The organism is Paraburkholderia sp. 22098 (genome assembly GCF_052045935.1).
Lineage (GTDB): Bacteria > Pseudomonadota > Gammaproteobacteria > Burkholderiales > Burkholderiaceae > Paraburkholderia > Paraburkholderia caledonica.
This window is the reverse complement of sequence record NZ_JBQEPV010000012.1, coordinates 1-26,000: the sequence shown is the minus strand read 5'-3', so window position 1 is coordinate 26,000 and position 26,000 is coordinate 1. Positions and strand designations below refer to the sequence as shown.

General features: G+C 64.8%; 24 protein-coding genes and 2 pseudogenes. 12 read left to right on the top strand and 14 right to left on the bottom strand.

The window, feature by feature from the left end:
* Positions 1-6: 6 nt before the first annotated feature.
* From ACTJLB_RS23650 to ACTJLB_RS23640, 3 genes are all read left to right on the top strand, one after another.
* Positions 7-1,158: an ATP-grasp domain-containing protein gene (locus ACTJLB_RS23650; protein WP_440784629.1), complete on the top strand. Its 1,152-nt coding sequence runs from the start codon at positions 7-9 to the stop codon at positions 1,156-1,158.
* Positions 1,155-2,279 (top strand): hydantoinase/oxoprolinase family protein, encoded by a 1,125-nt coding sequence (locus ACTJLB_RS23645; protein WP_440784628.1) that lies wholly within the window; start codon positions 1,155-1,157, stop codon positions 2,277-2,279. The genes ACTJLB_RS23650 and ACTJLB_RS23645 overlap by 4 nt, the downstream gene beginning before the upstream one ends.
* 103 nt (positions 2,280-2,382) lie before the next feature.
* Positions 2,383-2,973 (top strand): amino acid kinase family protein, encoded by a 591-nt coding sequence (locus ACTJLB_RS23640; protein ID WP_020066346.1) that lies wholly within the window; start codon positions 2,383-2,385, stop codon positions 2,971-2,973.
* 94 nt (positions 2,974-3,067) lie between these two features.
* On the opposite strand, the gene ACTJLB_RS23635 is transcribed toward ACTJLB_RS23640, so the two are convergent.
* The 3 genes from ACTJLB_RS23635 to pqqA form a co-directional block, all read right to left on the bottom strand.
* Positions 3,068-3,811: a (5-formylfuran-3-yl)methyl phosphate synthase gene (locus tag ACTJLB_RS23635; RefSeq protein WP_440784626.1), complete on the bottom strand. Its 744-nt coding sequence runs from the start codon at positions 3,809-3,811 to the stop codon at positions 3,068-3,070.
* A 55-nt stretch (positions 3,812-3,866) separates the two neighbouring features.
* Positions 3,867-4,451 carry a DUF447 domain-containing protein gene (locus tag ACTJLB_RS23630; protein WP_020066344.1) on the bottom strand — a complete coding sequence of 195 codons (585 nt, stop codon included), beginning with the start codon at positions 4,449-4,451 and terminating at the stop codon, positions 3,867-3,869.
* Positions 4,452-4,551: 100 nt separating this feature from the next.
* Positions 4,552-4,626: a pyrroloquinoline quinone precursor peptide PqqA gene (gene pqqA, locus ACTJLB_RS23625; protein WP_013342881.1), complete on the bottom strand. Its 75-nt coding sequence runs from the start codon at positions 4,624-4,626 to the stop codon at positions 4,552-4,554.
* A gap of 555 nt (positions 4,627-5,181) precedes the next feature.
* Here pqqA and ACTJLB_RS23620 point away from each other — a divergent pair.
* The 8 genes and pseudogenes from ACTJLB_RS23620 (at position 5,182) to rpe (ending at position 13,955) form a co-directional block, all read left to right on the top strand.
* Positions 5,182-6,681, top strand: a complete 1,500-nt coding sequence (locus tag ACTJLB_RS23620; RefSeq protein ID WP_020066343.1) for a ribulose-bisphosphate carboxylase large subunit — start codon at positions 5,182-5,184, stop codon at positions 6,679-6,681.
* Between the two features lie 109 nt (positions 6,682-6,790).
* On the top strand, positions 6,791-7,219 hold the full coding sequence (locus tag ACTJLB_RS23615) for a ribulose bisphosphate carboxylase small subunit (protein WP_027775929.1): 429 nt from the start codon (positions 6,791-6,793) through the stop codon (positions 7,217-7,219).
* A gap of 114 nt (positions 7,220-7,333) precedes the next feature.
* Positions 7,334-8,407, top strand: coding sequence for a CbbX protein (gene cbbX / locus ACTJLB_RS23610; protein WP_440784625.1), 1,074 nt, complete (start codon positions 7,334-7,336; stop codon positions 8,405-8,407).
* 25 nt (positions 8,408-8,432) lie between these two features.
* Positions 8,433-9,548 carry a class 1 fructose-bisphosphatase gene (locus ACTJLB_RS23605; RefSeq protein ID WP_027775927.1) on the top strand — a complete coding sequence of 372 codons (1,116 nt, stop codon included), beginning with the start codon at positions 8,433-8,435 and terminating at the stop codon, positions 9,546-9,548.
* Between the two features lie 63 nt (positions 9,549-9,611).
* Positions 9,612-10,484, top strand: a complete 873-nt coding sequence (locus ACTJLB_RS23600; RefSeq protein ID WP_020066339.1) for a phosphoribulokinase — start codon at positions 9,612-9,614, stop codon at positions 10,482-10,484.
* A 90-nt stretch (positions 10,485-10,574) separates the two neighbouring features.
* Positions 10,575-12,160 (top strand): annotated as a pseudogene (locus tag ACTJLB_RS23595) (transketolase family protein).
* Positions 12,161-12,192: 32 nt separating this feature from the next.
* On the top strand, positions 12,193-13,230 hold the full coding sequence (gene fba / locus ACTJLB_RS23590; protein ID WP_087753392.1) for a class II fructose-bisphosphate aldolase: 1,038 nt from the start codon (positions 12,193-12,195) through the stop codon (positions 13,228-13,230).
* Between the two features lie 14 nt (positions 13,231-13,244).
* A complete protein-coding gene (rpe, locus tag ACTJLB_RS23585; RefSeq protein ID WP_020066336.1) occupies positions 13,245-13,955 on the top strand; it encodes a ribulose-phosphate 3-epimerase in 711 nt (236 codons plus the stop codon).
* Positions 13,956-13,974: 19 nt separating this feature from the next.
* On the opposite strand, the gene ACTJLB_RS23580 is transcribed toward rpe, so the two are convergent.
* The 3 genes from ACTJLB_RS23580 to ACTJLB_RS23570 are packed head-to-tail and all read right to left on the bottom strand — an operon-like array spanning position 13,975 to position 18,074.
* The gene (locus ACTJLB_RS23580) at positions 13,975-15,357 is read right to left on the bottom strand and encodes a DUF6513 domain-containing protein (protein ID WP_020066335.1); all 1,383 of its coding nucleotides are present in this window, start codon (positions 15,355-15,357) and stop codon (positions 13,975-13,977) included.
* 24 nt (positions 15,358-15,381) lie between these two features.
* On the bottom strand, positions 15,382-15,960 hold the full coding sequence (locus tag ACTJLB_RS23575; RefSeq protein WP_020066334.1) for a flavoprotein: 579 nt from the start codon (positions 15,958-15,960) through the stop codon (positions 15,382-15,384).
* The gene (locus ACTJLB_RS23570) at positions 15,957-18,074 is read right to left on the bottom strand and encodes a sigma-54-dependent Fis family transcriptional regulator (protein ID WP_440784623.1); all 2,118 of its coding nucleotides are present in this window, start codon (positions 18,072-18,074) and stop codon (positions 15,957-15,959) included. The genes ACTJLB_RS23575 and ACTJLB_RS23570 overlap by 4 nt, the downstream gene beginning before the upstream one ends.
* 422 nt (positions 18,075-18,496) lie before the next feature.
* Here ACTJLB_RS23570 and ACTJLB_RS23565 point away from each other — a divergent pair, with 422 nt between their 5' ends.
* Entirely contained in the window at positions 18,497-19,033 is a 537-nt protein-coding gene (locus ACTJLB_RS23565) for a dihydroneopterin aldolase (protein WP_408198193.1), read from the top strand.
* 69 nt (positions 19,034-19,102) lie between these two features.
* Here the strand turns inward: ACTJLB_RS23565 and ACTJLB_RS23560 are convergent, their stop codons facing one another.
* The 8 genes and pseudogenes from ACTJLB_RS23560 to ACTJLB_RS23525 form a co-directional block, all read right to left on the bottom strand.
* Positions 19,103-19,510: a hypothetical protein gene (locus tag ACTJLB_RS23560; protein WP_440784622.1), complete on the bottom strand. Its 408-nt coding sequence runs from the start codon at positions 19,508-19,510 to the stop codon at positions 19,103-19,105.
* Between the two features lie 91 nt (positions 19,511-19,601).
* Entirely contained in the window at positions 19,602-20,111 is a 510-nt protein-coding gene (gene fae, locus ACTJLB_RS23555; RefSeq protein WP_020066330.1) for a formaldehyde-activating enzyme, read from the bottom strand.
* Between the two features lie 103 nt (positions 20,112-20,214).
* Positions 20,215-21,153, bottom strand: coding sequence for a triphosphoribosyl-dephospho-CoA synthase (locus tag ACTJLB_RS23550; RefSeq protein WP_440784621.1), 939 nt, complete (start codon positions 21,151-21,153; stop codon positions 20,215-20,217).
* Between the two features lie 108 nt (positions 21,154-21,261).
* A complete protein-coding gene (locus tag ACTJLB_RS23545; protein WP_440784620.1) occupies positions 21,262-22,296 on the bottom strand; it encodes an ATP-grasp domain-containing protein in 1,035 nt (344 codons plus the stop codon).
* Entirely contained in the window at positions 22,293-23,336 is a 1,044-nt protein-coding gene (gene mch / locus ACTJLB_RS23540; RefSeq protein WP_440784619.1) for a methenyltetrahydromethanopterin cyclohydrolase, read from the bottom strand. The genes ACTJLB_RS23545 and mch overlap by 4 nt, the downstream gene beginning before the upstream one ends.
* Complete coding sequence (locus tag ACTJLB_RS23535; protein WP_440784618.1) at positions 23,299-24,513, bottom strand: ATP-grasp domain-containing protein; 1,215 nt, start codon at positions 24,511-24,513, stop codon at positions 23,299-23,301. The genes mch and ACTJLB_RS23535 overlap by 38 nt, the downstream gene beginning before the upstream one ends.
* Before the next feature lie 27 nt (positions 24,514-24,540).
* Positions 24,541-25,494 carry an NAD(P)-dependent methylenetetrahydromethanopterin dehydrogenase gene (locus tag ACTJLB_RS23530; protein WP_440784617.1) on the bottom strand — a complete coding sequence of 318 codons (954 nt, stop codon included), beginning with the start codon at positions 25,492-25,494 and terminating at the stop codon, positions 24,541-24,543.
* Positions 25,495-25,764: 270 nt separating this feature from the next.
* Positions 25,765-26,000 (bottom strand): annotated as a pseudogene (locus tag ACTJLB_RS23525) (beta-ribofuranosylaminobenzene 5'-phosphate synthase family protein); the annotation flags it as partial.

Genomic DNA, 26,000 nt, shown 5'->3' with positions numbered 1-26,000 from the left:
CATCCTTTGACCAAGATCTTTGTCTTCGAGTATCTCACCGGCGGCGGCATCGACCCCGCGCTTGCTGGGGCTGGCAGCCTCGCCGACCTGAGCGCGCTGATCGTCGAAGGCCGCGTGATGCGCGACGCGCTGGTCGCGGACCTGCGCGAACTCGACGGCGTTCAGGTCAGCTTTGCGAGTTCGCGCTTCGAGACCGTCGATCCCGCGTTGGCTCATTGTATGGCCGCGCCCGGTGAATCGATGACGGCCTTCGTCGCGCGCGTGGCCCGCGAGCACGACTACGCATGCATCATCGCGCCGGAATGCGACGGCTTGCTGCTGCATCTGTACGACGCGGTCGGCGCGGCGCGCTGGCTCGGCTGCGCGAAAGAGGCGATTCGCGTCGCGTCGAGCAAGAGCGCGACGGCGGCCTGTCTGGCGGCGCGCGGCATCGCGACCACGCCGGCCATCGAACCCGGCCAGGCGGTGACCCACACAGGCAACAAATGGGTCGTCAAACCGGACGACGGCGCGGGCGGACTCGACACATTCCTGTTCGACGATTTCGCGCAGGCTTGCGCCGAATTCGACGCACGCGCGGCGCAAGGGCGCAACCCGGTGTTGCAGGAGTGGGTCGACGGCGAGCCGCTAAGTCTTTCTCTGATCTGCGATGGCGAGCGCGTCGAACTGGTCAGCATCAACCGGCAGCAGATTGGCTTGAGCGAAGGCAAGGCGCATGGGCAGCATGCGCGCATCGTCGAATTCGACGGTGTGGCGGTCAATCAGATCGACACGGCGGGCGAGCAGGGCGAGGCGCTGCGCGAGCTTGCGAAACGCGTCGCGACGGCGATGCCCGGGCTGCGCGGCTTTGCGGGCATCGACGTGGTGTGGCATCCGTCGCGTGGGCCGGTGGTCATCGAAGTCAATCCGCGCCTCACTGTGGCTTATGCAGGCCTTTCCGCCGCACTGGGGGGCAATCTCGCGGCGGCTTTGCTGGCGGCGCATGGTGTGCGCGTTCAGCCGGGCAAAACCGATGAAACCGGTGAAGCCCGTGAAGCCCGTGAAGGCGGCCAAGCAGGTGAATCGCGCGGGCCGGGCGAATCGGCAACAGGCGACCGGCCTACGGCCGCGGCGGCGCGCGCCCACGACGCCCGGCCTCTTTGCGGAGTTCGGCCATGAACGCGCCGCGCATGAACTCCGTGAGCGCCGCGCCGGTGTTCGGCTGGGACGTCGGCGGCGCGCACGTCAAGGTGTCGATGAACGATGTGAGCGGCGTCGTGCTAGAGGTCGCGCAGTGGGCGTGCCCGTTGTGGCAAGGGCTCGAACATCTCGAACGCACCATCGACCTCGTGTTCGAACGCTGGCCGGTCGCGAAAACCTACGCGGCGCGCCACGCCGTGACGATGACGGGCGAGATGGTCGATCTTTTCGAGGACCGCGCACAAGGCGTGCGGGCGATCGCCGCGGCGCTCGCCCAACGGCTCGGGCCACGCGTCGCATTCTATGCGGGCGAGTCTGGCTGGTTGACGGCGCAGACGTGCGCGGCCGGCTGGCGCAGCGTCGCGTCGGCGAACTGGCTGGCGACCGCTCGCTGGATAGCGACGCGCGTACCGAATGCATTGCTGATCGACATCGGCAGCACGACGACCGACATCATTCCGCTTGCGAACGGGCGAGTCGTTGCGCGTGCATCGACGGATGCCGGGCGGCTCGCGACCGGTGAACTCGTCTATCAGGGCGTCGTGCGCACGCCGTTGTGCGGGATCGCGCAGCGAATCGAGTTCGGCGGCGCGGCGGTCAACGTGATGAACGAATGGTTCGCGACCACCGCAGACGTCTACCGCCTCACCGGCGAACTCGCGCCGCAATACGACCTTTACCCGAGCGCCGACAACGGCCCGAAAGACGAACTCGCGAGCAGAAGGCGGCTCGCGCGGATGATCGGCCGCGACGCGCATGAAGCGAGCCCCGCCGAATGGCGCGCGTTCGCGCAGCGTTGGCGCGAGCTGCAGCTGCGCGAGATCGGCGCCAACCTGACACGCGTGACAGCGGCGCATCCCGAGCTTGCCGCCGCACCGCTCGTGGGCGCTGGCTGCGGACGCTTTCTGGCGGCGGCGCTCGCGCGTGAAGAGGCGCGCGGCTATATGGATTTCGGCTCGCTGGCGGGAGGCGCGGCCGATCAGGCGGACTGGATAGCGACGTGTGCGCCGAGCGCGGCGGTGGGGCTACTCGCGGCGACGCGTTATGCGCAGGCCGGCGGCGGCGTTCGAAGCGTCGATGCGGCGACACGCGCCGCATGAACCACATGAGACATCCGGAGGAGGCGGGCGCAAAGAGCAAACAGGCGGGCCAGCAGGCAAGCGGACAAGCAAACGAGGTTAATCGCAAACGAGGACAACGATCATGTGGGTGGTCAAGATCGGGGGCAGCCTGAGTCATGAGCCGGCGCTGCGCCAATGGCTCATCGAGCTATGCGAAGTGGGGGGCGGGCGCGTCGTCATCGTTCCGGGCGGCGGCGATTTCGCGGACAAGGTGCGGCAGTATCAAAGCGAGTGGAGCTTCGACGACCTCGCCGCGCACAACATGTGTTTGCTGGCCATGACGCAATACGCGCTCCTCATGCAAGGAGTCTTGCCCGAACTCGTGCTCGCATCGAGCGAGGCGAAGATCCGTCGCGCGCTGCGCGACGGCCACGTCGCGGTGTGGGTGCCGACTGCGCTGATGCGCGACACGCCCGACGCGATGAGCAACTGGGACACAACTTCCGACAGCCTGGCCGCGTGGCTCTCGACGATGCTGAACGCCGAGCGGCTGATCGTCGTGAAGTCCTGCCCGATCCTGGGAAACGAACGGCTCGAGACGCTTGCAGCCGCGGGCGTGGTAGATCGAAGCTTTGTCGATTACGTGAACGAGGCGAACTACGTCGTCGAGCTGTTCAATAAGGACAATGTCGAACTGATGCGCGACCGGTTGCTGAATACGCCGGTGATCTGACTGACCTGCCTGGCAGAGGCGGTTGAGCTTGCCAATCTAGCCAAGCCGAGGTTAGGGCATAGAGCGCATTCAGCCATGCCGCCCATGCAGCGTGCTACACGCGGACCGCGTCGGCCGCAGCTCGATCCGCCGCCAAACCGGCCGCGCCAACATCGCCTGAGCCGCGATGCAATGCGTCCGCCCATTGCGCGACGCGCTGCGGGTCGAGCCGCGAGCGCCTGCCGTCGACGCACAACGCGGTTCGAAAACCCGCCACGTCAGGCGCGAGCGCGCGAATCTGCTCCAGCTGCGCCCAGCCGAGCGAACCGGCAACGCCGCACATTCCGCCTCGTTCGCGCGTGAGTCGCAGCCATCGCCCGAGCGTGTCGGTGTCCACATGATCGAACAGCGTGCTGCCGTCTTTGGCGGAGGTGTCGAACATCACGCCGACAAAGCCGAGCGACGCCGCGTGCGCGGCCAACTCGCCGTTCATGCCTCCATCGCAAAGCAACACCGGCACGACAGCCGCCGGCAGGTTCGCCAGTTGTTCGAGGCAACGGCGAGCGGCCGGTCCAGGCGTCACACCTACTTTCACGTAATCGACGCCCGTGTCGCTTACTTCGATCACGCGCGCGGCGATTTCATCCAGCGCATCCGCGGGAAAATCGCCGATCGTCGCGCTAATCGGCTTGACCGGATAACGGGCGCGAAGCTCGCGCACGATCCGCGCGATGTCGCCGATATCGAGCCCGCCCAGCGCGCCCGCATGCGGTTCCTTCAGGTCGATCAGATCGGCGCCTGCGCGGGCGGCATCCAATGCTTCGTCGTACGAGCGGACGCTCGCAAGCAATGCGGTCATCGGTGTTCTCCGAAAAAAGCGGGGAAAAACGCGAGTGGTACGCAACTAATACGTGTCAGGCGGCCTGGCCACCCGGCGATGCAAGACGTTCGCGGTGCCGCGCGATCGCGGCGGTGAGCCAGCCCCACGCGGTGCGCTCGGCGTCGCCGGCTGTTTTGTCGATGGCGATCTGCAGATAAGCCATTTCGCGATCGACCTTGTCGGCCGGCAGCATGAAGAGCCGGCTCACGAGAATTGCGCCTTCCACCACGGCGGCCTGCGCGCGGTTGAAACCGGCGAACGGCGCATGCGTTTCGCGGTACACGCATTTCATGCGCAGTACCGGGCGCTCATTGTCGTCGCGCAATTCATCGAGTTCGAGTTCCGCATGCGCGAGCGACTCGGCGAGCCGCACGCTTGCCACATGGCTTGCCGCGAGCGTCGGCCAATCGGTCGCGCAATGCGTGACGCAGCCGGCAAAGATGCGGACATCCGTAGTGAAATTGAGGACCGCCGCGCGTGAGGCGACGATATTGTCGAGCGTCACGGACGGACGGAACGGCGAGAGAATGACGAACTCGCCCTCGTAACGGGCTCCCATCGGCGCGACATGAGGACGGCCATCGCACGCTGCCGTAGTGACGATCGTTTCGTGAATCATGGATGGGAACGCGTGTCCTGGCAGCGCTCTAGGCCGCCCGTTCAGCTAACGATTAACAATCGATCCGCAGAGGGGCCGCATCACGCGGCCCATGCGGGCTTTAACGCGTAGCGATATACATCGTGATTTCGAAACCAAAACGCATATCGGTGTAGCTCGGAGTCGTCCATTGCATAAGGTGCTTCCTCCATCGAGTTGATACAGCGTTGCGCCGTCGGCCCGACACACTGCCGGGCTGCATTGGCGTAATCGACTACGCAAGCTCCGTGCCGGACCGGCAACGAAGACTGGAGCAGCCTATGCCGCGCCGCAATACAGCGTTCGCCGAATAACGGCGGCGGGCAGGCCCGCGCGGCATGGGCGCCGCACGAGCTTCTTGCGCGGCGCACTGTTCCGATAATGCAGCAAAGTGTTCCACCGCGCACGAAAGACCCTGATGCGCGTGTCACATACGGCGCGCATGCAACTTCACACTTTCGGTGGCCGTTCAGGAGCCCGAGCCGGCCTCACGCTTACGCCGCGATTTCACCGAAGCAAGTTGCATACGAGTGGGTGACAGGTTCCTTTCTTCGCAATTGCCGAAAGTGCACTCCACGATATGCGATTGATAACGGATCGATTAAGTCTGCCAAATAAAATCGTGAATTCTCAACCATGACGTCCTTGCCTACAGTGCACTCAAGCGCTTCGTTCTTCCGGCAGCGCGCCTGTTCACAATCGAGGATACGTCATGAACGATTTCAGTCAACCGGTGATCGAGTCCCTGCACAAGCCGCGCGATGCGGGCAATGCGCGCGAGCGCTATGCCGCCGGCGTCATGAAGTATCGCGAGATGGGCTACTGGCAACCGGATTACACGCCGAAAGACACGGACGTGATCGCACTCTTTCGCATCACGCCGCAACCGGGCGTCGAGCCGGAAGAGGCTGCGGCGGCAGTGGCCGGCGAATCGTCAACGGCAACATGGACCGTGGTGTGGACCGACCGGTTGACTGCGTGCGACATGTACCGCGCAAAAGCGTATCGGGTCGATCCGGTGCCCGCGTCGAACGCGGCCGAGCCGCAGTACTTTGCGTACATCGCGTATGAACTCGATCTGTTCGAAGAAGGGTCGATCGCGAACCTGACGGCGTCGATCATCGGCAACGTATTCGGCTTCAAACCGCTGAAAGCGCTGCGGCTCGAAGACATGCGCATACCTGTTGCTTATCTGAAGACCTTCCAGGGACCGCCGACGGGAATCGTCGTCGAACGCGAGCGGCTCGACAAGTATGGCCGTCCGCTGCTGGGCGCCACCGTCAAGCCCAAACTCGGTTTGTCGGGCAAGAACTATGGCCGCGTCGTGTACGAAGGCTTGCGCGGCGGCCTCGATTTTCTGAAGGACGACGAGAACATCAACTCGCAGGCTTTCATGCACTGGCGGGACCGCTTTCTGTTTTCCATGGAGGCGGTGAACCGCGCGCAAGCGGAGACCGGCGAGGTCAAGGGCCACTACCTGAACGTAACGGCGGGCACGATGGAGGAAATGTATGAGCGCGCTGAATTTGCGAAGGAACTGGGTTCATGCATCGTGATGATCGACCTCGTGATCGGTTGGACCGCGATTCAGTCGATGTCGCGCTGGGCTCGCAGGAACGACATGATTCTGCACCTGCATCGGGCGGGGCACAGCACGTACACGCGTCAGCGCAATCACGGCATTTCGTTTCGCGTGATCGCGAAGTGGCTGCGCATGGCGGGTGTCGACCATGCGCATGCGGGCACGGCGGTGGGCAAGCTCGAAGGCGATCCGCTGACCGTGCAGGGCTTTTACAACGTGTGCCGCGAGGCGCGCAACGAAGTCGACCTGTCGCGCGGCATTTTCTTCGAGCAGCCGTGGGCCGGCCTGCGCAAGGTAATGCCGGTGGCCTCGGGCGGCATTCACGCGGGACAGATGCATCAACTGCTCGACCTGTTCGGCGACGACGCGATCCTGCAGTTCGGCGGCGGCACCATCGGTCACCCTGGCGGCATTCAGGCGGGCGCCGTGGCCAATCGCGTCGCACTCGAGGCGATGGTGAAAGCGCGTAACGAAGGACGCGACATTCGTCACGAAGGGCCGGACATTCTGGAGGCCGCGGCGCGCTGGTGCGGGCCGCTGAAGCAGGCGCTCGATACCTGGCGCGACGTGAGTTTCAACTACGCATCGACCGATTCACCGGATTTCGCCGCCACGCCGACCGCGGCATAAGCGGCGCATCGAAAGATTCCCGGCGCAGGTTCGCAGCAGTGCCGACGCACTGCGCGGGAGACCGTGTGCGCCGTCTGAACGTTGCAGTCAATCAATTGCGAGGTACGTCATGCGCATTACACAAGGCACGTTTTCTTTCTTGCCGGAACTCACGGACGAAGAGATCGGTTTGCAGATCGACTACGCGCTCGGCCAGGGCTGGGCCTGTTCCGTCGAATTCACCGACGACCCGCATCCGCGCAACACGTATTGGGAAATGTGGGGGCTACCGATGTTTGACCTGCACGATGCGGCCGGCGTGCTGCAGGAAGTGAAGGCGTGCCGCGCCGCGCGGCCGCAGCACTACATCAAGGTCAACGCGTTCGACTCGGTGCGCGGATTCGAGACGATGCGGCTGTCGTTCATCGTCAACCGGCCCGATGACGAGCCGGGTTTCCGGCTTACGCGTAGTGATGGACCCGGGCGTGTGCAGCGATATGGGTTGTCGGGCTACGCGAGCGACAAGCCATCGGGCGAGCGCTACGGTTCGACGCGCTGATAGCGGCGACGGGAGCGTAATAAGGTGCCGCGGAGGTGCCGCGGAGGTGCCGCGAAAGCGTGGCCAATGCGTGGCCAAAGCGCGACTAAAGCGCGATGACCGGAGGGAGAAAGCATGACCGAAGCTGCCGTTATTGACGCCGACGCACCGTCGTCCGCAGCCGGGCACGACGCACCGGACGACCACGCGGCAAAGCACGCGAGCCGTGGGTTGCCGCCGCATATCGACCTCGCCGCGCTTTATCGCGATTCCGGCATCGGCGACGTGCTCGCGGAACTCGACCGTGATCTCGTCGGCCTCGCGCCGGTAAAAACGCGCATTCGCGAGATCGCCGCGCATCTGCTCGTCGAGCGGGCGCGCGAATCGCTCGGTCTCGCGAGCGGCGCGCCGACGCTGCATATGTGTTTCTCAGGCAATCCCGGCACCGGCAAGACGACGGTGGCACTACGCATGGCCGAGGTACTGCATCGGCTTGGTTACATTCGCCGCAATCATCTCGTCTCCGTCACGCGCGACGATCTGGTCGGCCAGTACATTGGCCATACCGCGCCGAAAACGCGCGATGTGCTGAAGCGCGCGATGGGCGGCGTGCTGTTCATCGACGAAGCGTATTACCTGTATCGCCCCGAGAACGAACGGGACTACGGGCAGGAAGCCATAGAAATTCTGCTGCAGACAATGGAAAACCAGCGCGACGATCTGGTGGTGATCCTCGCCGGCTACGCGTCGCGCATGGAAGTGTTCTTCGAAAGCAATCCGGGTTTTCGCTCGCGAATTGCGCATCACATCACGTTTCCCGATTACGGCGACGCGGAACTGCTCGACATTGCCGAGCGCATGCTCTCGACGTTGAATTACCGCTTCGACGCCGATTCACGGCGCGCTTTCGCGGATTACCTCGCGCGGCGCACCCGTCAGCCGAATTTCGCCAATGCGCGCTCGGTACGCAACGCGCTGGACCGCTCGCGGCTGCGCCAGGCGAATCGTCTTTTCGCTGCGGCGATGCAGGGCGGCGCGCCGATCGACGCGGCCGCGTTGACACTCATCACGACCGAAGACATTCGCGCAAGCCGCGTATTCGCCGAGCCGCTCGCGCAAAGCGCCGAGCCGTCCGGGCCTTTTCTTCCGTCGGGCGCGGAGGAGTCAGGCGCCACTGCGTCGCGTGCCGTGACGGCGCCGCCAGGCTGAAACAGAACAACCTCAGGAGATCGCCATGCAAGACGGACGCACGACCCTTTCGAAGTTTCTCATCGACACGCTCGACCGCCAGCCTTGCACGGCGGGAACGGCACAGAACGCGGGTCTATCCGCGCTGCTGATCGACGTAGCCGCGGCCATCAAGTCGATCTCCGCGATGCTGACCAAGGGGGCGCTCGGCGGTAATTACGGATCGGCGCAAAGCATCAACACACATGGCGAGGAGCAGAAGAAGCTCGACGTCGCCACCAACGAAATCTTCGTGCAGCAGTGCGAGTGGGACGGGCTGCTTGCCGCGATGGCCTCCGAAGAAATGGAGAGCGTCTACACGATTCCCCAAGGCTACCCACGCGGCGACTATCTGCTCGCGTTCGATCCGCTCGACGGCTCGTCGAATATCGACATCAACGGCGTGGTCGGTTCGATTTTTTCGGTGCTGCGCAATGTGGATGAGCGTTCCGCCGACACGGATCGACCGGTCGGCGAATCCGCGTTTCTCAGGCCGGGCCGCGAGCAGGTCGCGGCGGGCTACGCGATTTACGGCCCTTCGACGATGCTCGTGCTCTCGGTGGGCAACGGCACGCATGGCTTCACGCTGGAGCGCGAGATCGGCAATTTCGTGCTGACGCACTCGAACATTCGCATTCCGGAGAACACCGCCGAGTTCGCGATCAACGCGTCGAACGAACGCTTCTGGGAGCCGCCCGTGCGCCGCTACGTGCAGGAATGCAAGGACGGCCGCACGGGTTGCCGTACAGAGGACTTCAACATGCGCTGGATTGCCTCGATGGTCGCGGAGGTGCATCGCATCCTGATGCGCGGCGGCGTGTTCATGTATCCGCGCGACTCGAAAACGCCGGTCATGGAAGGGCGCCTGCGGCTTCTGTATGAAGCCAATCCGATGAGCTTTCTGGTCGAACAGGCCGGCGGCCTTTCCATCACGGGCCGCGAGCGCATTCTCGACGTGGTGCCGCATGCGCTGCATGGGCGCGTACCCGTGATTCTCGGCTCGCGCAACGAAGTGGAGCGCATTGGCCGCTATCACGGCGAATACGACCGTGGCGAGGACCGGCCGTTCACGTCGCCGCTCTTTGGCCGCCGCTCGCTTTTTCTGCCGGGTTTCACCGCCTGAGCGCGAGCCGCCCAGGCTAGTCAGAACCGGCCGAACAGAACACTACTATCCGGAGACAAACGCATGTCAGTCAAACACCCGATCATCGCGGTGACCGGTTCGAGCGGCGCCGGCACCACGACCGTGATGAAGAGCTTCACCCATATTTTCAGGCGCGAGAAGATCAACGCGCAGATCGTGGAAGGCGACGCGTTTCACCGTTACGACCGCAACGGCATGCGCGAAGCGATGAAGCAGCACGAGCGCGACGGCGTGCCGAATTTCAGCCATTTCGGACCAGAGGCAAATCTGCTTGAAGAACTGGAGGCGCTGTTTGCGAGCTATGGCGAGAACGGCACCGGCAAGTTCCGCCACTACGTGCACGACGAAACTGAAGTGCGGCTCTACAAGCAGGATGCCGGGACGTTCACACCGTGGGAAGACGTGCAGCCCGGCACGAACCTGATGTTCTACGAGGGCTTGCACGGCGCGGCAGTGACCGATCGTATCGACATCGCGCGGCATGCCGATCTTCTGATCGGCGTCGTGCCGATCATCAACCTGGAATGGATTCAGAAACTGCATCGCGACCAGACCATGCGCGGTTACTCGCACGAGGCGGTGGTCGATACGATCCTGCGGCGTATGCCTGATTACGTGAACTACATATGTCCGCAATTCTCGCGCACGCACGTGAATTTTCAGCGTGTGCCGACCGTGGATACGTCGAATCCGTTTATCGCGCGCGAAATTCCTCAGCCCGACGAGAGCTTTGTCGTGATCCGCTTCGCGCGGCCCAAAGGTATCGACTTCCAGTACCTGCTGACGATGCTGCACGACTCCTTCATGTCGCGTCCCAACGTGATCGTCGTTCCGGGCGGCAAGATGGGGCTCGCCATGCAACTCATCTTCACGCCGATGATTCTGCAACTGATCGACCGGCGATCAAGGGCATGAGTCGAAGGGGCATGAGCCGCAAGGGTCTGAGCCTTCCACGCTCCGGCTTTGCAGCGAGACATTCAGTGCAGGTTTTGAAGGGGACATTCGATGAGTGCCGTCGCAGAATCCATTGCATATCCTGAGACCCGCGTGATGGCCAACGCGCTGCGCATGCTCGCGATCGACGCCGTCGAAGCGGCAAAGTCAGGCCACCCCGGCATGCCGCTTGGCATGGCCGAGATCGCCGTCGCACTGTGGGACCGGCATCTGAAACACAATCCGCGCAATCCGGCATGGCCCGATCGCGACCGCTTCGTGCTGTCGAACGGACATGGCTCGATGCTGTTGTACGGGCTGCTGCATCTCACGGGCTACGACCTTGCTATTGACGAACTCACGCGGTTTCGTCAATTGCATAGCAGGACGCCGGGGCACCCCGAGGTTGGCGTAACGCCGGGTGTCGAGACGACGACCGGCCCGCTCGGACAGGGCCTCGCCAACGCGGTCGGCATGGCGCTCGCCGAGGCACTGCTCGCGCACGAATTCAACCGGTCCGGTCATACGATCGTCGATCATCGCACGTATGTGTTTGCCGGCGACGGCTGCCTGATGGAAGGTATCTCGCACGAAGCAGCATCGCTCGCGGGAACGCTGAAGCTCGGCAAGCTCACGGTGCTTTACGACGACAACGGCATCTCCATCGACGGACATGTCGCGCAGTGGTTCAGCGACGACACACCCGCGCGTTTCGCCGCATACGGCTGGAACGTGGTGCGCGACGTGGAGGCGGCTCGGCCGATCTGACTGGCTCGAACCTCACCAACTGGCCTGCCGCCGTGGACATTCACGCCGACGAAGCCGGCCTGCAAGGCGGCAACTATCTGCACTACGGCGTGCGCGAGTTCGGCATGAGCGCGGCGATCAACGGTATCGCGCTGCATCGCGGGCATATAGCATTTGGCGGCACTTTCCTCACGTTTTCCGACTACTCGCGCAACGCGCTCCGCATGGCCGCGCTGATGAAGACGCGCTCGATCTTCGTGCTCACGCACGACTCGATCGGCTTGGGAGAAGACGGGCCGACTCATCAGTCGGTTGAACACGCAGCGAGCTTGCGGCTGATTCCCGGACTCGACGTCTGGCGTCCGTGCGACACGGTAGAGACTGCGCGCGCGTGGGCGAGCGCGGTAGAGCGCGAGGGGCCGTCGTGCCTTCTGCTGAGCCGGCAGAACCTGCCGTTTGTTGCACGGGAGAGCGAGCAGATCGACGCAATCGAGCGGGGTGGTTATGTGCTGCGGGACTGGCACGATGCGTCGGAGTCCACGCATTCACACCAGGAATCGCGGCTGATACTGATCGCTACGGGCTCCGAAGTTTCGCTCGCGCTCGATGCGCTCGCACCGCTCGCTGCCCTGGGTATCGATGCGCGCGTCGTGTCGATGCCGTCGACGAGCGTGTTCGACCGGCAGCCCGACACATGGCGCGACGCGGTGTTGCCGCCCGGCGTGCCGCGCGTCGCCGTGGAAGCGGGCGTGCGCGCGTTCTGGCGTCAGTACGTGGGTCTGGAAGGCGGCGTGGTAGGTATCGACACCTTTGGCGAATCCGCCCCGGCCGCCGATCTGTTCGAACATTTCCAGTTGACCGCCCAGGCTGTGGTGGACGAAGCCCGTCGCGTCGTGCTGCACGCTAGGTGAACAGAATTCGATTCGTCTTCGAGGAGCTTGCAATGGCCTTCATAGCACTGCGTCAACTATTGGATCACGCGGCCGAGCACGGCTACGGCGTGCCCGCGTTCAACGTCAACAACATGGAGCAGATTCACGCGATCATGCAGGCCGCGGAAGAAACCGCGAGTCCGGTGATATTGCAGGCGTCGGCGGGCGCGCGCAAATATGCGGGCGAGCCTTATCTGCGCCACCTCGTGCTCGCCGCACTCGAAGCGCATCCGGACATTCCGCTTGTGCTGCATCAGGACCACGGCGCGAGTCCGGCGGTGTGTCAGCAGGCAATCCGTTCGGGCTTTACATCCGTGATGATGGACGGCTCGTTGCTGCCCGATCAGAAAACACCCGCAACTTATGACTACAACGTCGACGTGAGCCGGCGCGTGGTGGACGCAGCGCATGCGGTGGGTGTTTCCGTCGAAGGGGAACTCGGTTGTCTCGGGTCGCTGGAAACCGGCATGGCCGGCGAGGAAGACGGCGTCGGTGCGCAAGGGCAGCTCACGCGCGACGATCTGCTGACCGATCCGCGCGAGGCGCAGATTTTCGTCGAATCCACTGGCGTCGACGCATTGGCGATTGCGATCGGCACCTCGCACGGCGCCTATAAATTCAGCCGGGAACCGACCGGCGATATTCTCGCCATCGGCCGGATCGTCGAAATTCACGAGCGGATTCCGAACACACATCTCGTGATGCACGGTTCGTCGTCGGTGCCACAGGAATGGCTCGCGATAATCCGTGAATACGGCGGCGAGATTCCCACCACGTACGGCGTACCGGTCGAAGAAATCCAGCGCGGCATTGCGCACGGAGTACGCAAGGTGAATATCGACACCGACATCCGGCTCGCAATGAGCGGCGCAATGCGCAAGTCGCTGGCGAACGCGCGGGCCGAGTTCGATCCGCGCGCCGCGTTGAAGGCCGCAACGGCGGCTGCGCGCGGTGTTTGCGTGGAGCGCTTCGAGGCATTCGGCTGCGCCGGGCAGGCGCCGCGCATCAAGCCATTGCCGCTCGACGCGATGGCGCGCCGATATCACTGAGCAAGGAGACCGGCATGCGTGATTTTCTGATTGCCCCTTCGCTGCTGTCTGCCGACTTTGCGCGTCTCGCCGAAGAGATTCGCGACGTCACGGCAGCCGGCGCCGACTGGATTCATCTCGATGTAATGGACAACCATTACGTGCCGAATCTCACGGTCGGGCCGCTGGTTTGCGCGGCGATCCGGCCGCATACGCGCGTGCCGATCGACGTGCATCTGATGACCATGCCGGTCGATCCGCTCGTCATCAGCTTTGCGGAAGCTGGTGCGAACACGATCAGCTTTCATCCGGAAGCATCGCTGCATGTCCATCGGACCATCGAACTGATCAAGACGCACGGCGCGCGCGTCGGACTCGCGCTCAATCCTGCGACGCCGCTCGCAGTGCTCGACCATGTGATCGAGCGGCTCGACGTGGTACTGGTCATGTCGGTGAATCCCGGCTTCGGCGGTCAGGCCTTCATTCCCGAGACGCTAGAGAAACTGCGCGTACTGCGCGAACGCGTCGACGCAACCATGCAGCGCACCGGACGCGCGTTGCTGATCGAAGTGGATGGTGGTGTGAAGGCGTCGAACATCGCGCCGATTGCAGCGGCGGGTGCCGACGTGTTCGTGGCCGGCTCGGCGGTCTTCGGCGCCGACGACTATGCGCAGGCCATGGGCGCGATGCGTGCCGCGCTCGCGCAGATGAGCGAAGCGAACGAAGCGTTAGCGGAAGCGCGCTGAACGGTCGTACCGTGCGTGCTCACCGTTTCTTCATCGTCTCGCCGGGCGCGCACCAGGCGGACAGGTCCTGCTCGGGCCGATCGACGGCGCAGCCCCAGTCGAGCGGCTGGTCCTGATCGAAGCGCTTGCCGAGCCGCCACGCGATCTCAGCGCGTGCAAGCTGCACGCCCATATAGAAGGCGTGGCCGCCGTCTGCTTCCAGATGAAGGTCCGGATAGAACTCGAATGGATCACCGCCACGAAGATGTCCGTCGCGGTTGTAGACGTGAATGGCCTCGGCACTCACCTGCACGCGGAAATTCGGGTCGCGCACCTGCCGGGCAAATTCGTCGATCTCGGCGGGACTGTATGGAAACGGGCGCTTCGCATGCACTGTCGCAAGATCGCCGTCGATGCCCTTGGGCAGCACCTGCGCTTCGCGGGCGGCATGCATCACACGACGCGCGATGTCGGCTTCGCGCACGGCCCGCCGAGCATGCAGACTGACGGACGTGGTAAGCACCGCACTCACACGAAGCTCCGCCGCCATGCCGAGCAACACGGCGTTGATGCCGCTGGTGTCCGCTTCGGTCAACTCGGTCACGTTGCCGATGCCCATCATGATCGCAACGTCTGGATAGCGTTCGCGCAGTCTCACGTAACGCGCGATCGACGTAGCGAGGCCGAACGGGATCGGATCGAGAATCGGATCGGCAAGAAAAGCGCGGCCGCGCGCGGTGAACCGCTCGATGGCTGCGTCGAGCGAAGCGGGATCGCGTGAATCGCGTGCGACGAGAATCGGCGTGGACGGCACTTCGTCCGCGATCCACAGCGTGTCGAGGTTCAGGCTCATCAGATAGTCGGCGCCTGCGCGGCCGCCGCGCAGCAACTCGTCGGTGTGCATCGAATCGACGCTCACGCGATAGCCTTCGGCCTTCAGCCGGCGTACCGCGTCTTCGAGATGCGGGAACGGTGTTTCCGGCAAGCAGCCCAAGTCGATCACATTTGCGCCCTGTGCGGCATAGTCGCGAGCACGCGCGGCAATGCCGTCCAGGTCGAGGCGCGGCGCGTCGACGATCTCCGCGAAAATCTCGGTCTCGTAGCGCGAGAGGTCCACCGGCTTCGCCTCGCGGCCGAAGAACTGCGGCAGGTCTTTTACTTCTTCCGGGCCGCGTTCGAACGGCACGCCATAGTGTTCGGTCAGCGCCGCGAGGTCGCCTCGGCATCGACCTGGCACGATCACGCGCTGTGCCGCGAGCGGCGCGGGCACGCGGCGCCGGATCATGTCGGCGGTCATTAGTGCGGCGACTTGCAGACCGATTTCGCGGATTTCCCAACTGAACGGCGTCGGCGCCATGCTTTCGAGCACGCGGAGCAGGCTCTTTTCGGCGAGCCGGCCGGTCAGGAAGACGATGTGGTCCATGTCAGTGAGCGCCGAGTGGCAGGGTCATACCAGGTCGAGCGTCGCGAGGCGTTGATCGAGAGCCGTCTTCAGTTCATCCAGCGAGCGCACGACCGTCGTGTATTCGATGCGCGACAGGCGCTCCACGTTGTCGAGTTCGATCGTTCGCGGTCTTAGTTCGACCCATTCGTTCGGGCTTTGTGTGACGACCGTCGGTTCCGTGTCGCATGCAAAGACGATGCCCGGTATGCACTGCTTGCCGGCCTGCGCGTACATGTTGGTGGGCAGCGTGTCGGAGATGCCGAACGCGCATTTGGCCACCGTGTTGCTGGTGGCCGGCGCGATGATGACAGTGTGATACATGCCGTGATACAGCATGCCGACCGGCACGCCGCTCGCGCTCTTGTCGCGGAACACGTTGAAGCGCTCGCGCAGTCTGGGCAGCTTCCAGCCGTAAAGCGGCAGCACTTCCTCGGCTGCGGCGGAGAGAAAAAGGTCCGTGCGCGGCAACGCCAGCGCGAGTTCGATCGACTCCTCGAGCAGATGGCCCGAGCCCGTCACGCACCACGCAAAGCGCGCGTCAGGCTTGAAATCGGCGAGCTTGCGAGCGGGCGCCTGGGTCATGCGCTATGAGCGTGCGGTGAACCGTCGGGCGGCGATCCGTCGGGCGGCGCGCCGTCGAAGGACTGTTCGTCGGCTGGGTCGTCGAGATCGGTGCCGTCGTGCCCCGAGCCGTCATGCGACAGACGGATCTGCAGCCGGCGCATCTTGCGATACAGCGTATTGCGGCTGATGCCCAGCGCCTTCGCCACGTTACTCACGTTCCAGCGATTTTCTTCGAGCATCGCAAGAACGGTCCCACGTTCGTTCAACTGGATTGCGTTCAGCGCGGAAAGATCGGGATCGTCGTCCGGATGCGGCGCCGGCTGCGCAACCGGGTGAGACACGGCGGGCGTCGCGACTAGCGGATCGCGCTGCGTGACTTCCACAGGCAGATCTTCGCAGCGGATCGGTTGTCCGTCGCATAGCGCAATCGCCATCTGCAACACATGTCGCAACTGACGGATGTTGCCGGGCCATGCATAGCTCAGCAACGCCTGCTCGGCTTCTTTCGTTAGCTCCGGTGGATCGTTATCGGTTTCCGCCTCGAGCAGATGATGAATTAGCGGCAGCTTGTCGACGCGCTCGGCGAGCGGCGGCAGATTCAGTTCGACGCCCTTGAGCCGGTAATACAGATCCTCGCGGAACTGTCCGCCGTGCACGAGTTCGAGCAGGTTGCGGTGGCTTGCGCTGATCAACTGGAAATTGACCTTGACGGTGGTTTCCGCGCCGAGCGGCGTGACCTCGTGCTCCTCGATCACACGCAGTAGCCGCGCCTGCAACGCGAGCGGCATGTCGCCGATCTCGTCCAGAAACAGCGTGCCGCCGTTGGCCTGCACGATCTTGCCACGGCGTCCTTCACGCTGAGCGCCGGTGAACGCGCCCGCGCGATAGCCGAACAGTTCGCTTTCGATCAGGTTCTCCGGCAACGACGCGCAATTCACCGGCACGAACGGCCCCGACGAATGCGGGCTGATGCTATGCAACGCCTGCGCGAAGACTTCCTTGCCGGTGCCCGTTTGCCCTCTGAGGATGATCGGAATCTTGCGTTGGACGACGCGCACGCCTAGCTGGATCTGCGAGGCCATGCGTGGATCGCCGAACTCCAGATGCGCGATTTCATCGAGCCGGGCCGGCGGCGGGCGCTTTTCGGGTGCGCTCGTGCGCGCCACGGGCGCTGTCACGGCGACGCGCGTGCCGCGTGCCGCCGCATTTTGCGCAGTCTGCGCGACCAAGAAAAAGCGGTTCGTCGCGTTGGCGCTGTACACGGTGACCGGATGAAACGAGCCGCGAATGCTGCGCGCGATCATGTCTTCGAGCGACGCGTTGAACGCCTCCTCGATACGCCGTCCGCGCAGTTCGCTAAGCGAGCGGAAGCCGAGCTGGAAGAGGGCGCTGCGGTTCGCCGCCAGCACGGTACTGTCGTCCGCCACTGCGAGCTTTCCGCCATGCAGTGTGCCGACGAACTCCGGGCGGCTGTGAAAGTGAATCATGTTCGCATGACGATAGCGCGCGTCGAGCAAGCGGTTTTCGATCATCTGGCGCGACATGCCGACGAGCACCAGCGAGTGCTGCTGCAGCAGTTTCGAGCGGCTCGTGACGTCGAGTACGCCGGCAATCTCGCCGCGGTCGTCGAAGATCGGCGCGGCGGAGCAGGTGAGCGACGTGTAGCGCGGATAGAAATGCTCGTGCTGGCAGACGGCAATGCAGTCGCGTTCGGCGAGGCACGTGCCCATTCCGTTAGTGCCCGCTTCGCGCTCGCTCCACAGCGCACCGACGCGGAAGCCGTCGGAGGCGACCGCTTCCGCGAACGGTACGGACGACACCTGGTGGACGATCACGCCGCCCGAGTCGACCAGCACCACGGCAAGTTCGGGATCGGCCAGCTGTTGATAAAGCGTGGTCATTTCCAGCTTCGAACACGCGATCAGATCGCCCATGGCCTCACGGCGCGAGCTTAGTTCGTAGTCCGTCAGGATGGGCGGCGTGACGAAGCGGGAAGGGTCGAGCTGAAACTCGTTGACACAACGCGCCCACGATTGAGCGACTGGCTCGCTCGTCGGACGTGTCGCCAGTTGATGATTGACGACGTTGAGAATTTCACGGACGTGCATGGAGCTGTCAGCAAGCAACGACATGGGGTTCGTCTCCGTTGCGGCAACTTCACGCGCGCCGAACGTTGCCTTGCGAAATGTTGCATTCGCATGGGCTTCGCCTGCGTGTCACGAGTGCCGCTTTATCGATAATGTCATCCCCTGGCGCCGCGGCTTCTGTGTCGTGCCCTGTCCGTATGCGCACTGAGTAATACGCCCGCTGTTTCCGTTTACTGTCAGGCGTTGGCTTAAAACTTTACGCTCGATGTCGCTCACGTTCAATAAGAAGTCGCATCAATAGTACAAGGTGTGCCCGCTTTTTGCTTTTAATGTCGGCATGCCCCTGCCCGGGGCCTGCATTGACGTTGCACGGCACAGAGCGCTTCGCGCGCGAGTCATTGTGTGCTGCTTTACGTTTACCCGGGTTGCGTCTCTTAACTTGTTGCCGCTACGCGGCGGAGTACACCATGGACCGTATCGATACCGTTCGCCTTGCCAGCTTCTGCGCCGCCGATGCGCAGGCGCCTCGCGCGGGTATGCCCTGGGGTGCGCCTTCGGAGGGCCTAACCTCGGGCACGCCCAAGCGCATGGACATCGTGTTTATCGAGAACTTTATCGGTCAGACGATTATAGGTATCGACAGCAGCGAGTTGCATGTGCCGCAGTCCGTGCGGATGAACCTCGCGATCGGCGTGCCCTCGATTCGCGCCTGTACGACGGATCGCATCGAGGACACGATCAACTATGCTGCGGTGCGCAGCGCGTTGCATGCGCTGCTGGAGTCGCACGGTGTGCGTCTACTCGAAGCGCTTGCCGAAGCGGTGGCGCGCCTGCTGATCACCGATTTCGGCGCGCACTGGGTTCGCGTGTCGCTCGCTAAACCGGCAAAATTCGACGACGTAGCCGCCGTCGGCGTGCAGATCGAGCGGCAGCGCAGCGATATGCCAAAAGCGGGTGGACCTGCGAGTTATGCGTCGCTTGGAGAGGGGCTGATTCCGGACTGAACCCGCGAGGCCCGGATATGCATCGTCCGGGCGCACCCGCGCCCACGCCGGGTTAACCGGCCACATCCGCTATTTCGACGCCGCCGTTTTATCGCTGCCCAGTCCGCAACTGCGGTAGGCGTCCGCTTGCAGCGTGCGGAATTTCTTCGTCTGCGCTTTCGCGTGGTCGACCCGGAACTCCGAGCCGCCCTCGCCGCCGAGCGTCGCATACTTGGCGAATGTCGATTGATCGACGAACTCGTCATACGGGAGCGCGGTCGCCATTTTGTCGATCACGCACGAGCATTTATAGACGTTCGCGAAATCGTGCCCGTTGTCGTCCATGCAGGACAGCACGTATTCGACGCGTCCCTGCGTCGGGTAGTTGTAGCCTGACGACGGCGCTGGCGTTTGTTGCGGATCGCCGTCCGCCCAGGCGAGCGGCGCGGCAAGCGCAATGCAGGCAAAGGCCGACAGCGCGCGACATCGTAGGGTCATCTCATGCCTCTGTGAGAGCAATTGCACGATGGCATCATGCGAGGCCCGCGCGGCTCCGTTTTGCGGCTGTGTCCGCGCGGGCCGTGAGCCATCAGTTCGGAGCGAACGGATGCGCGACGCTGCTCTTCTTCGACACGACCTCCGCAGCGCTCGGTTCGCCTTTGACGGCACGCTGGATCGCCTCGCGCGTCGCCTTGTAGTTGTACTCCTGAATCTTCTTGTCGTCGTCCGCCTGCCAGTGAATGAAGACGCCGACGCATAGGAACAGGTCGTCCGCCTCGTCCTGCGGGATCGTGCCGTCCTCGACGCTGTCGGCGACAGCGAGCGCGACGGCATGCTGCGCCGGCCCGAACATCTGCACCGCCTGTTTCGCGCCCTTGATCGTGACCTTGTTGAAAAGGATCGTGTTGGGCTTGGTGAGCAGGTTCGGCGCGACGACCGCGAGCAGCGATGTGAAGCCGTCCTTATTGTTGGTTAGCGCATGACAGAATGCGGTTTCCGCAGCGGAACCTCGCGGTCCCATCAGCAAGTCGATGTGTGCGACCTCGTTGCCGTCGCCGACGAGCGACTCGCCTATCAGGACGCGGTTGATCTTGGCCATGCTGTTCCTCCGATGAGTGGAATGGGGACTTGCCGACTGACTGACACGCCGCCTGAACGGTCCTGGTCCGCGATCGCCTGGCAGCGGTTGATGCACGGTGGCATTAACTAACAGGATCCGTGCCAGTGCGGGGCGCGTCAGCTCCGCATGGCGCGCCGCTTCCGGCACCCGGCTCGTCGAGGCAAAGTGCGACGAACAGCGTCGCCACCGTCAGGTCCGCGCTGGTGCCGGGGTTGATGGCAGCCGCTTTCATTTCGGCATCCCATGTATCGAGGGACTGATTGCCCGCGGCGGCGCTCGTTTGCGTGAGCGTGCGGCGCCATTGCGCGTACCGCTCGCGTGCCGTTCGCGTGACACTCTGCGCCACCCCAAGTCCGTGCTTACGCACAATGTGCGAGTCGGGCCACGTGCTCAGGAACGTGAGGAACACGTTCAGCGTGGCGATGCGCGGATCGTCGGCCGGAACTTCGCGCCACGCGGCGAGGCCAGTTTCGAAAATGTCGCGGAAGCCCTCGGCGTACTGGCGCGCGATGCTGTCGCGCGCGGCGGCGAGTGCCATCGCGGCGCGCAACGCGACTGTCGGCGCGTCGTGCACCGATTGCTCGGGAGCCTCGCCGAGACCGCCCGGATTGGCGAGCGCGATCGCGCGGTATGCGAGGCGGGAGTCGTCGATATCGAGGCGCGCAAGTACGCGCCCGGTTGCCGCGTGCCACGCGTGGGCCGACAGCGGGTGCGCGGTTTCTTCGAGCGCTGCGGCGAGAGGCGCGATCAGCAGCAGGATGCCCAGGTTCGTATTGCAGCCGACCGTGGCGCGCGTGCGCGTGACAGCATCGAGCAGGCGCTGGCCGACGGGCATGCCGCGCGCGAACAGCACGTCGGCGGCCGCGTCGGCGCTGGCAATGAACTGCGCCGCGCTCATGCCATGGCCTTCGCTATCCACGCTGACGTTGCCTGGCTTCGGCGTCTCGACGTCCAGCCGGCAGGCTGTCAGGAAGGCAGCGCGAGCGTGCCCGGAGTCGCTGACCGATGGGGCCGTGTTCATATCAGAGGGCGCGCCGGAACCGCTCGAACTCGCCGCGCACTGAAGCGGCTCTTGCAGGTGCTTGTGCAGTCGCTCAGGCTCATCGCGAGCAGAAAACCCCGCAGCCGCTCAGCCATGGCGTTCGTGCAGCGCCACCACCGCCGCCGCCTCGCCGCGCTGCGCGGGCAGCTTGCGAAAGAGCAGATCGTCGGCGAGCGCCGCTGCAATGTCGATCGACGTGACCGATTGGAGGCCGCGCCATGCCGCCACACCGTTGACCTCCAGCACGAGCGGCCGGGCGGCGTCGTGAGGGTCGGGAATCAGGTCGACGCCCGCGTAGTCGAGCCCGAGCGCCTCGGTGGCGCGCACGGCCGTTTGCGCGAGCGCGGGGTCCAGCTCGGCCGCCTCGCACGTGGCGCCCTGCGCGAAGTTATGAATCCAGCCTTTGCCGCCGATGCGCCGCATCGCCGCCACCGCGCGTCCGCCGATCACGAGCACGCGCCAGTCGAAGCCTGGCCTGCCGCCGTCGATAAAACGCTGCAGATACGCCACCTGGCTGTACGGCTTCAGCGAAGGCAGCGGTGCCAGCGCGCGCGGCGGCGTGCTGCGCAAGCCGAGCCGTTTCAGCCCATGGCCTTGCGAGCCGAACAGCGGTTTGAGCACGACCTGGCGTCCGGCCGCCGCCTCGCGCATCAGGACGCGCTGCGCGAATGCTGCCGATTCGCCGGCCCAAGTGGCGGGCGTGGGCACGCCGTGGCGATGCAGCAAAAAACTCGTCATCGATTTGTCGACGCTGCGTTCGATCGCGCGTGCGTCGTTGTAGACCGACACGCCCGATTCGCGCAGCGCATGCAGGATGCCGAGCCGCAACGTCACTTGCTCGAACGTGCCGCCTGCGATGCCGCGCACAAAAACGGCGTCGGGCAGCCCGTGGCCGAAGCCCGGCAGCGCGAGCCCATGCGGTTCCCACGTCGTGTCGATGCGGCAATCGGCGAGGTCGATGCAGCGCGCCTCCGCACCACGCGCGCGAAGCGCTTTTTTCAGGCGCCCGGTGTGCCAGCCGGTTTCGTCGGTCATGATCGCGATGCGCAGCGGGGCCTGCGCGCCGGGCGTGTCGGTGCCCGCGTCCATGGCCGTCGAGTCGCTGGGCAAAGGCAGACTCATGGCTTGCCGCTCCATTGACCGTGCAGCAGATCCGCGTCGACGGCGCCGCCGTGATAGGTCGCGCCGCTTTCGAGGCTGCTCACCCACACTTCAGCCGGGGCGAACAGCGCGGGGTCGATCTGGTAGAAGTCGAAATTGAAGGACGTGAAGATATCCGCGAACGGCCGGCCGTGATCGCGCGAAGTCGATGCGGGCAGTTCCGCGGCGAGCCGCCGCGCCACCGCGTCGTGCTTCACCGTGAGATGCACGCGGCCGCCGTACAGGATTGCGTCGTTGGTGCGGCCCATCGCCTGAACGCCGTCCGGCGCCGGCGGCGGCAACGGCGCTGAGCCGCCGGCTTCAACCACCTCGTCCAGTGCGACGCCGAGCACATGCGTTTTGTGCAACGCAACCTCGACGACCCGCGCCACTACCTGCACCGTTCCCGCGACAGACTGTGTCGGCGTGGCGACGAGTGTCAACCGCTCGGGCGCGAGACCGCAGTCGTGCACTACCTTGTCGATGATGAACTGCGGCGGCAGACGGTCCACTTCGAGCACGAGCACGCCGCGCTCGTGACGATCGCGATAACCGAGTTCGGCGAAGAGCGGCTCCTTTACCGCAAGCGCGCGAGCCGGGCCTGATCCGAGAGAAAAAAACTTCTTGCCACCGGTCTGCTCCTTCGTTGCCGCGAGGCTCCATCCCGCGTATTGACTGGCGAGGCAGGCCAGCACCGGCCACGACGTGCGCACTTCAATCGTGCTCGGCCACAGCGGCCTCGCATCCAGGCTCTCGCGCACGGTCACGTGGCCGAGGCCGCCCATGCAGATGCGCGCGATCAGCACGCCTGCCGCGACGCTGCCGGGCGCAGCCACGCCCGCGTCGACGAGCACCGTGCCGTTCGCCGTGCGGCTAATCGCAGCGCCGAAACGCGGGGCGTCGTCGACGAGACGGGCGACCAGACGTTCGCTGAGCGCGTTGACGCTCAGTGCGGCGGCATCCGCGAGCGGCGGCCTGGGTTCGTCAGGAGTGGCAGTGGATGAAGGAACAGTCGGGTTCATAGCAGGGCTCATGGCAGGTTTCGATTCGTTGCAGCACCAGCGTGTGCTGGGCGTCGAGCGCATGCCGTACCGCGTCCACCGAAGCGGCGCGCACGATGAGCGTACAGACGGGCTGCCCGGCTTCGACCCATGTGCCGGGCATCGGCACGTCGCGGCAACGCGGATCGCGCATGCAGGCATCGCTGAACGCTTGCGAGACAGCGAACGGACGCGGCGCGAACAGCACCTGTTGACCGGCGCGCCACGTCGCACGCGGGGGTTCGGCGGGCAGACGGCCGTGACGGCAGGCGTCGATATGACTGGCGACGAGCCCGCGTGCCCATGCATCGGGAGAGGCGGTTTCGTAAAGCGTCATCGTCGACGAAGGGCGTGTGTTGATTTCGAGCAGTTCGAACGAATCGCCGTCGAGCAGAAAGTCGCAGCTATTGATGCCGCTAAGCCCGACGCGCGCGCACAACGCGGCGATCGCCGCCCGAACGCTCACCTCGACGGCGGGCGGCAGGTCGATTGGGCCGATGGAGCCCGCGTGCACGAACGGCAAGTTGCCCATCGTGCACGTGAGCTGGTGCGCGAAGCCGATCACGCGCGCGCTGCCGCGCGCCGCGATAAAGAGCGCCGACATCGCGACGCCTCGGCTATGGCGCTGGAAATAGACTTGCGCGGGAACGCGTGCGTCGGTGACCGCGGGGAGCGGCTCGACGTGCGTTCCGCCGCAGCCGTCCGCGCGTTTCGCGAGCCAGCCCTGCGGCGCGGCGGGGCGCGTGAAGGCGACCGGCGGATGCAGAATGCCGAGTTCGTCGAGCAGCGCGAAGAAGCGCCGCGGATCACGCACGGCAGCGGTGGCGTCGACGGAATTGCCGATGAAGCGCGGCAGGCCCGGCGCGCTGCGCAACTGCGCCACGAACGGTTCGAGCCCGCTGCCGTCGATCCAGCCGATCATGCCCGGCAGGCGCGCGCTGCGTTCCAGCGCGTCGGTGAGCCGCGCGGCGTCGATCGACAACGGGCCGCCGCCGATGTCGAACCACAGTTCGGAGGCCTCGCGCGTATCGCGGTCGCCGAACACGTCGAGCGCGACGACCCGCAAGCCCGCACGCGCGGCGGACTGCGCGAGCATCCGCGCGGACAGGCCCGCCACCGCGACGAACGGCGCACGCGCTGGAGATGGACGCATGGTCATGGCCGGTGCTCCCGCACAGTTTGCCGCTCAGCCAAGACCGGCCGCGACGGCGCGCGCCTCGTCGAACGCTTGCGGAAAACTCAGGTAGACGGGTTTGCCGCCCGTGCGCATCCGCGTGAACAGCCGGTGTTCGACCTGATATTTGACATTGCCGATCGCCAGTGCACCGATGCCGATTGCGCCGCCCGTGGTGGGCACACCTTCGATCGGCTTGCCGTCGTTCATCACGTTGACGCCGGCAATGCCTTCGGGCGGCACCGCGTTGACGTCGGCGGCGATCAGCAGACGGCGCGCATGTCCGAGGTCCTCGCGGGTCACCACCTGCACGCCCGCAATTGCCGTGGCCAGCACGATCTCGGCCTCGCCGAGCACCGCGCGCAGTTCGGCGGGCGTCGCCGTGCCCACGCCTTTGGTCACGATGCCAAAGCGCTGATTCAGATCGTCGCTGACCCGTACCGCGCGCGCCTGGTCGGTGTGGCTCCCGATCGACACGTCCGCGCCGAGCGAAGCCGCCATCGCCGCCGCCACGCGTCCGACGGCGCCGGTGCCGCCGAGAATCAGCACGCGTTTGCCGCCCAGTTCCATCCCGTAGGCCTTGCCCAGATGCCGCTCGGCGAGCGCGACCAGCGCGGCGGCGGTCGTATATGCACCGCTCGGATCGGCGAACACGGACACCTCGAACGGCGGGACCATGGCTTTGCGCGCGGTGTCGAGCATGTCGGCGGCGAGCATCACATCGCGTCCGCCGATGAAGATGCCAGTGCGCGCCACGCCTTTCGGGCCGCGCGAAAAGATCGCGTCCTGAGTGAGGTTGGCGACCATTCCGGCGTCGACATTGCAATACGGCACGATGATCTGGTAACCGGCGTCGGCGGCCATATTGACGTCGAACGGACTCATCTGCGGCGTGGCCGTGAACATGTGCAGGATGTAGGGCCTTTCGGCAGGTTTTTCAGCGGGTCTTTCAGTAGTGTCGGACATGGCAGGGGGCTCGTTTCAGTGACGATGTCATGAACTGCGCAACGCGAGGACTAGGGCGTTGCCGCGCGTGGGCGCATGGGCTTGGCGAGTATGTGTCGGATCGATGGCGCGTGTGCCGCGCCTGTTGCATGGGCCGCCGGCGCCATATGTGCATGCGCGAGGCTTTCGCGAGCCGGCCGTTTACAGATCGCGCGTTCGAGCGCGATCCTTTTCGACGCGCCCGTTCACCGGCTGCCCGGTCCGTAACTCGCGGCGCGGAATAAACGCACATCATGCGGCGTCGATGCGCCGATGCTGCCGCGCTTCGGCGGAGCGCACCGTCGCGCCGCGATTGCGCCCCGTCACGATCGTGCATTCGATGTGCGGCATGCCGCGCGTGGCTTCGCGCGCTGTAGCGAGCGCGCCTTCGGCGTCGCGGGCGCTGCCGACGATCGCAAAGCCCGTCGGCCCCCAAGAAGTCTGGCCGATTCCGGCGGTGGGCTGCGCGGCCACGGCGCGCAGCGCAC

Bases quoted from the DNA above. Each gene is read 5' to 3' on its own strand.
- ACTJLB_RS23645 (WP_440784628.1), top strand. From the start codon at position 1,155: ATGAACGCGCCGCGCATGAACTCCGTGAGCGCCGCGCCGGTGTTCGGC.
- ACTJLB_RS23640 (WP_020066346.1), top strand. From the start codon at position 2,383: ATGTGGGTGGTCAAGATCGGGGGCAGCCTGAGTCATGAGCCGGCGCTG.
- ACTJLB_RS23635 (WP_440784626.1), bottom strand. From the start codon at position 3,811: ATGACCGCATTGCTTGCGAGCGTCCGCTCGTACGACGAAGCATTGGAT.
- ACTJLB_RS23630 (WP_020066344.1), bottom strand. From the start codon at position 4,451: ATGATTCACGAAACGATCGTCACTACGGCAGCGTGCGATGGCCGTCCT.
- ACTJLB_RS23620 (WP_020066343.1), top strand. From the start codon at position 5,182: ATGAACGATTTCAGTCAACCGGTGATCGAGTCCCTGCACAAGCCGCGC.
- ACTJLB_RS23615 (WP_027775929.1), top strand. From the start codon at position 6,791: ATGCGCATTACACAAGGCACGTTTTCTTTCTTGCCGGAACTCACGGAC.
- cbbX (WP_440784625.1), top strand. From the start codon at position 7,334: ATGACCGAAGCTGCCGTTATTGACGCCGACGCACCGTCGTCCGCAGCC.
- ACTJLB_RS23605 (WP_027775927.1), top strand. From the start codon at position 8,433: ATGCAAGACGGACGCACGACCCTTTCGAAGTTTCTCATCGACACGCTC.
- ACTJLB_RS23600 (WP_020066339.1), top strand. From the start codon at position 9,612: ATGTCAGTCAAACACCCGATCATCGCGGTGACCGGTTCGAGCGGCGCC.
- fba (WP_087753392.1), top strand. From the start codon at position 12,193: ATGGCCTTCATAGCACTGCGTCAACTATTGGATCACGCGGCCGAGCAC.
- rpe (WP_020066336.1), top strand. From the start codon at position 13,245: ATGCGTGATTTTCTGATTGCCCCTTCGCTGCTGTCTGCCGACTTTGCG.
- ACTJLB_RS23580 (WP_020066335.1), bottom strand. From the start codon at position 15,357: ATGGACCACATCGTCTTCCTGACCGGCCGGCTCGCCGAAAAGAGCCTG.
- ACTJLB_RS23575 (WP_020066334.1), bottom strand. From the start codon at position 15,960: ATGACCCAGGCGCCCGCTCGCAAGCTCGCCGATTTCAAGCCTGACGCG.
- ACTJLB_RS23570 (WP_440784623.1), bottom strand. From the start codon at position 18,074: ATGTCGTTGCTTGCTGACAGCTCCATGCACGTCCGTGAAATTCTCAAC.
- ACTJLB_RS23565 (WP_408198193.1), top strand. From the start codon at position 18,497: ATGGACCGTATCGATACCGTTCGCCTTGCCAGCTTCTGCGCCGCCGAT.
- ACTJLB_RS23560 (WP_440784622.1), bottom strand. From the start codon at position 19,510: ATGACCCTACGATGTCGCGCGCTGTCGGCCTTTGCCTGCATTGCGCTT.
- fae (WP_020066330.1), bottom strand. From the start codon at position 20,111: ATGGCCAAGATCAACCGCGTCCTGATAGGCGAGTCGCTCGTCGGCGAC.
- ACTJLB_RS23550 (WP_440784621.1), bottom strand. From the start codon at position 21,153: ATGAACACGGCCCCATCGGTCAGCGACTCCGGGCACGCTCGCGCTGCC.
- ACTJLB_RS23545 (WP_440784620.1), bottom strand. From the start codon at position 22,296: ATGAGTCTGCCTTTGCCCAGCGACTCGACGGCCATGGACGCGGGCACC.
- mch (WP_440784619.1), bottom strand. From the start codon at position 23,336: ATGAACCCGACTGTTCCTTCATCCACTGCCACTCCTGACGAACCCAGG.
- ACTJLB_RS23535 (WP_440784618.1), bottom strand. From the start codon at position 24,513: ATGACCATGCGTCCATCTCCAGCGCGTGCGCCGTTCGTCGCGGTGGCG.
- ACTJLB_RS23530 (WP_440784617.1), bottom strand. From the start codon at position 25,494: ATGTCCGACACTACTGAAAGACCCGCTGAAAAACCTGCCGAAAGGCCC.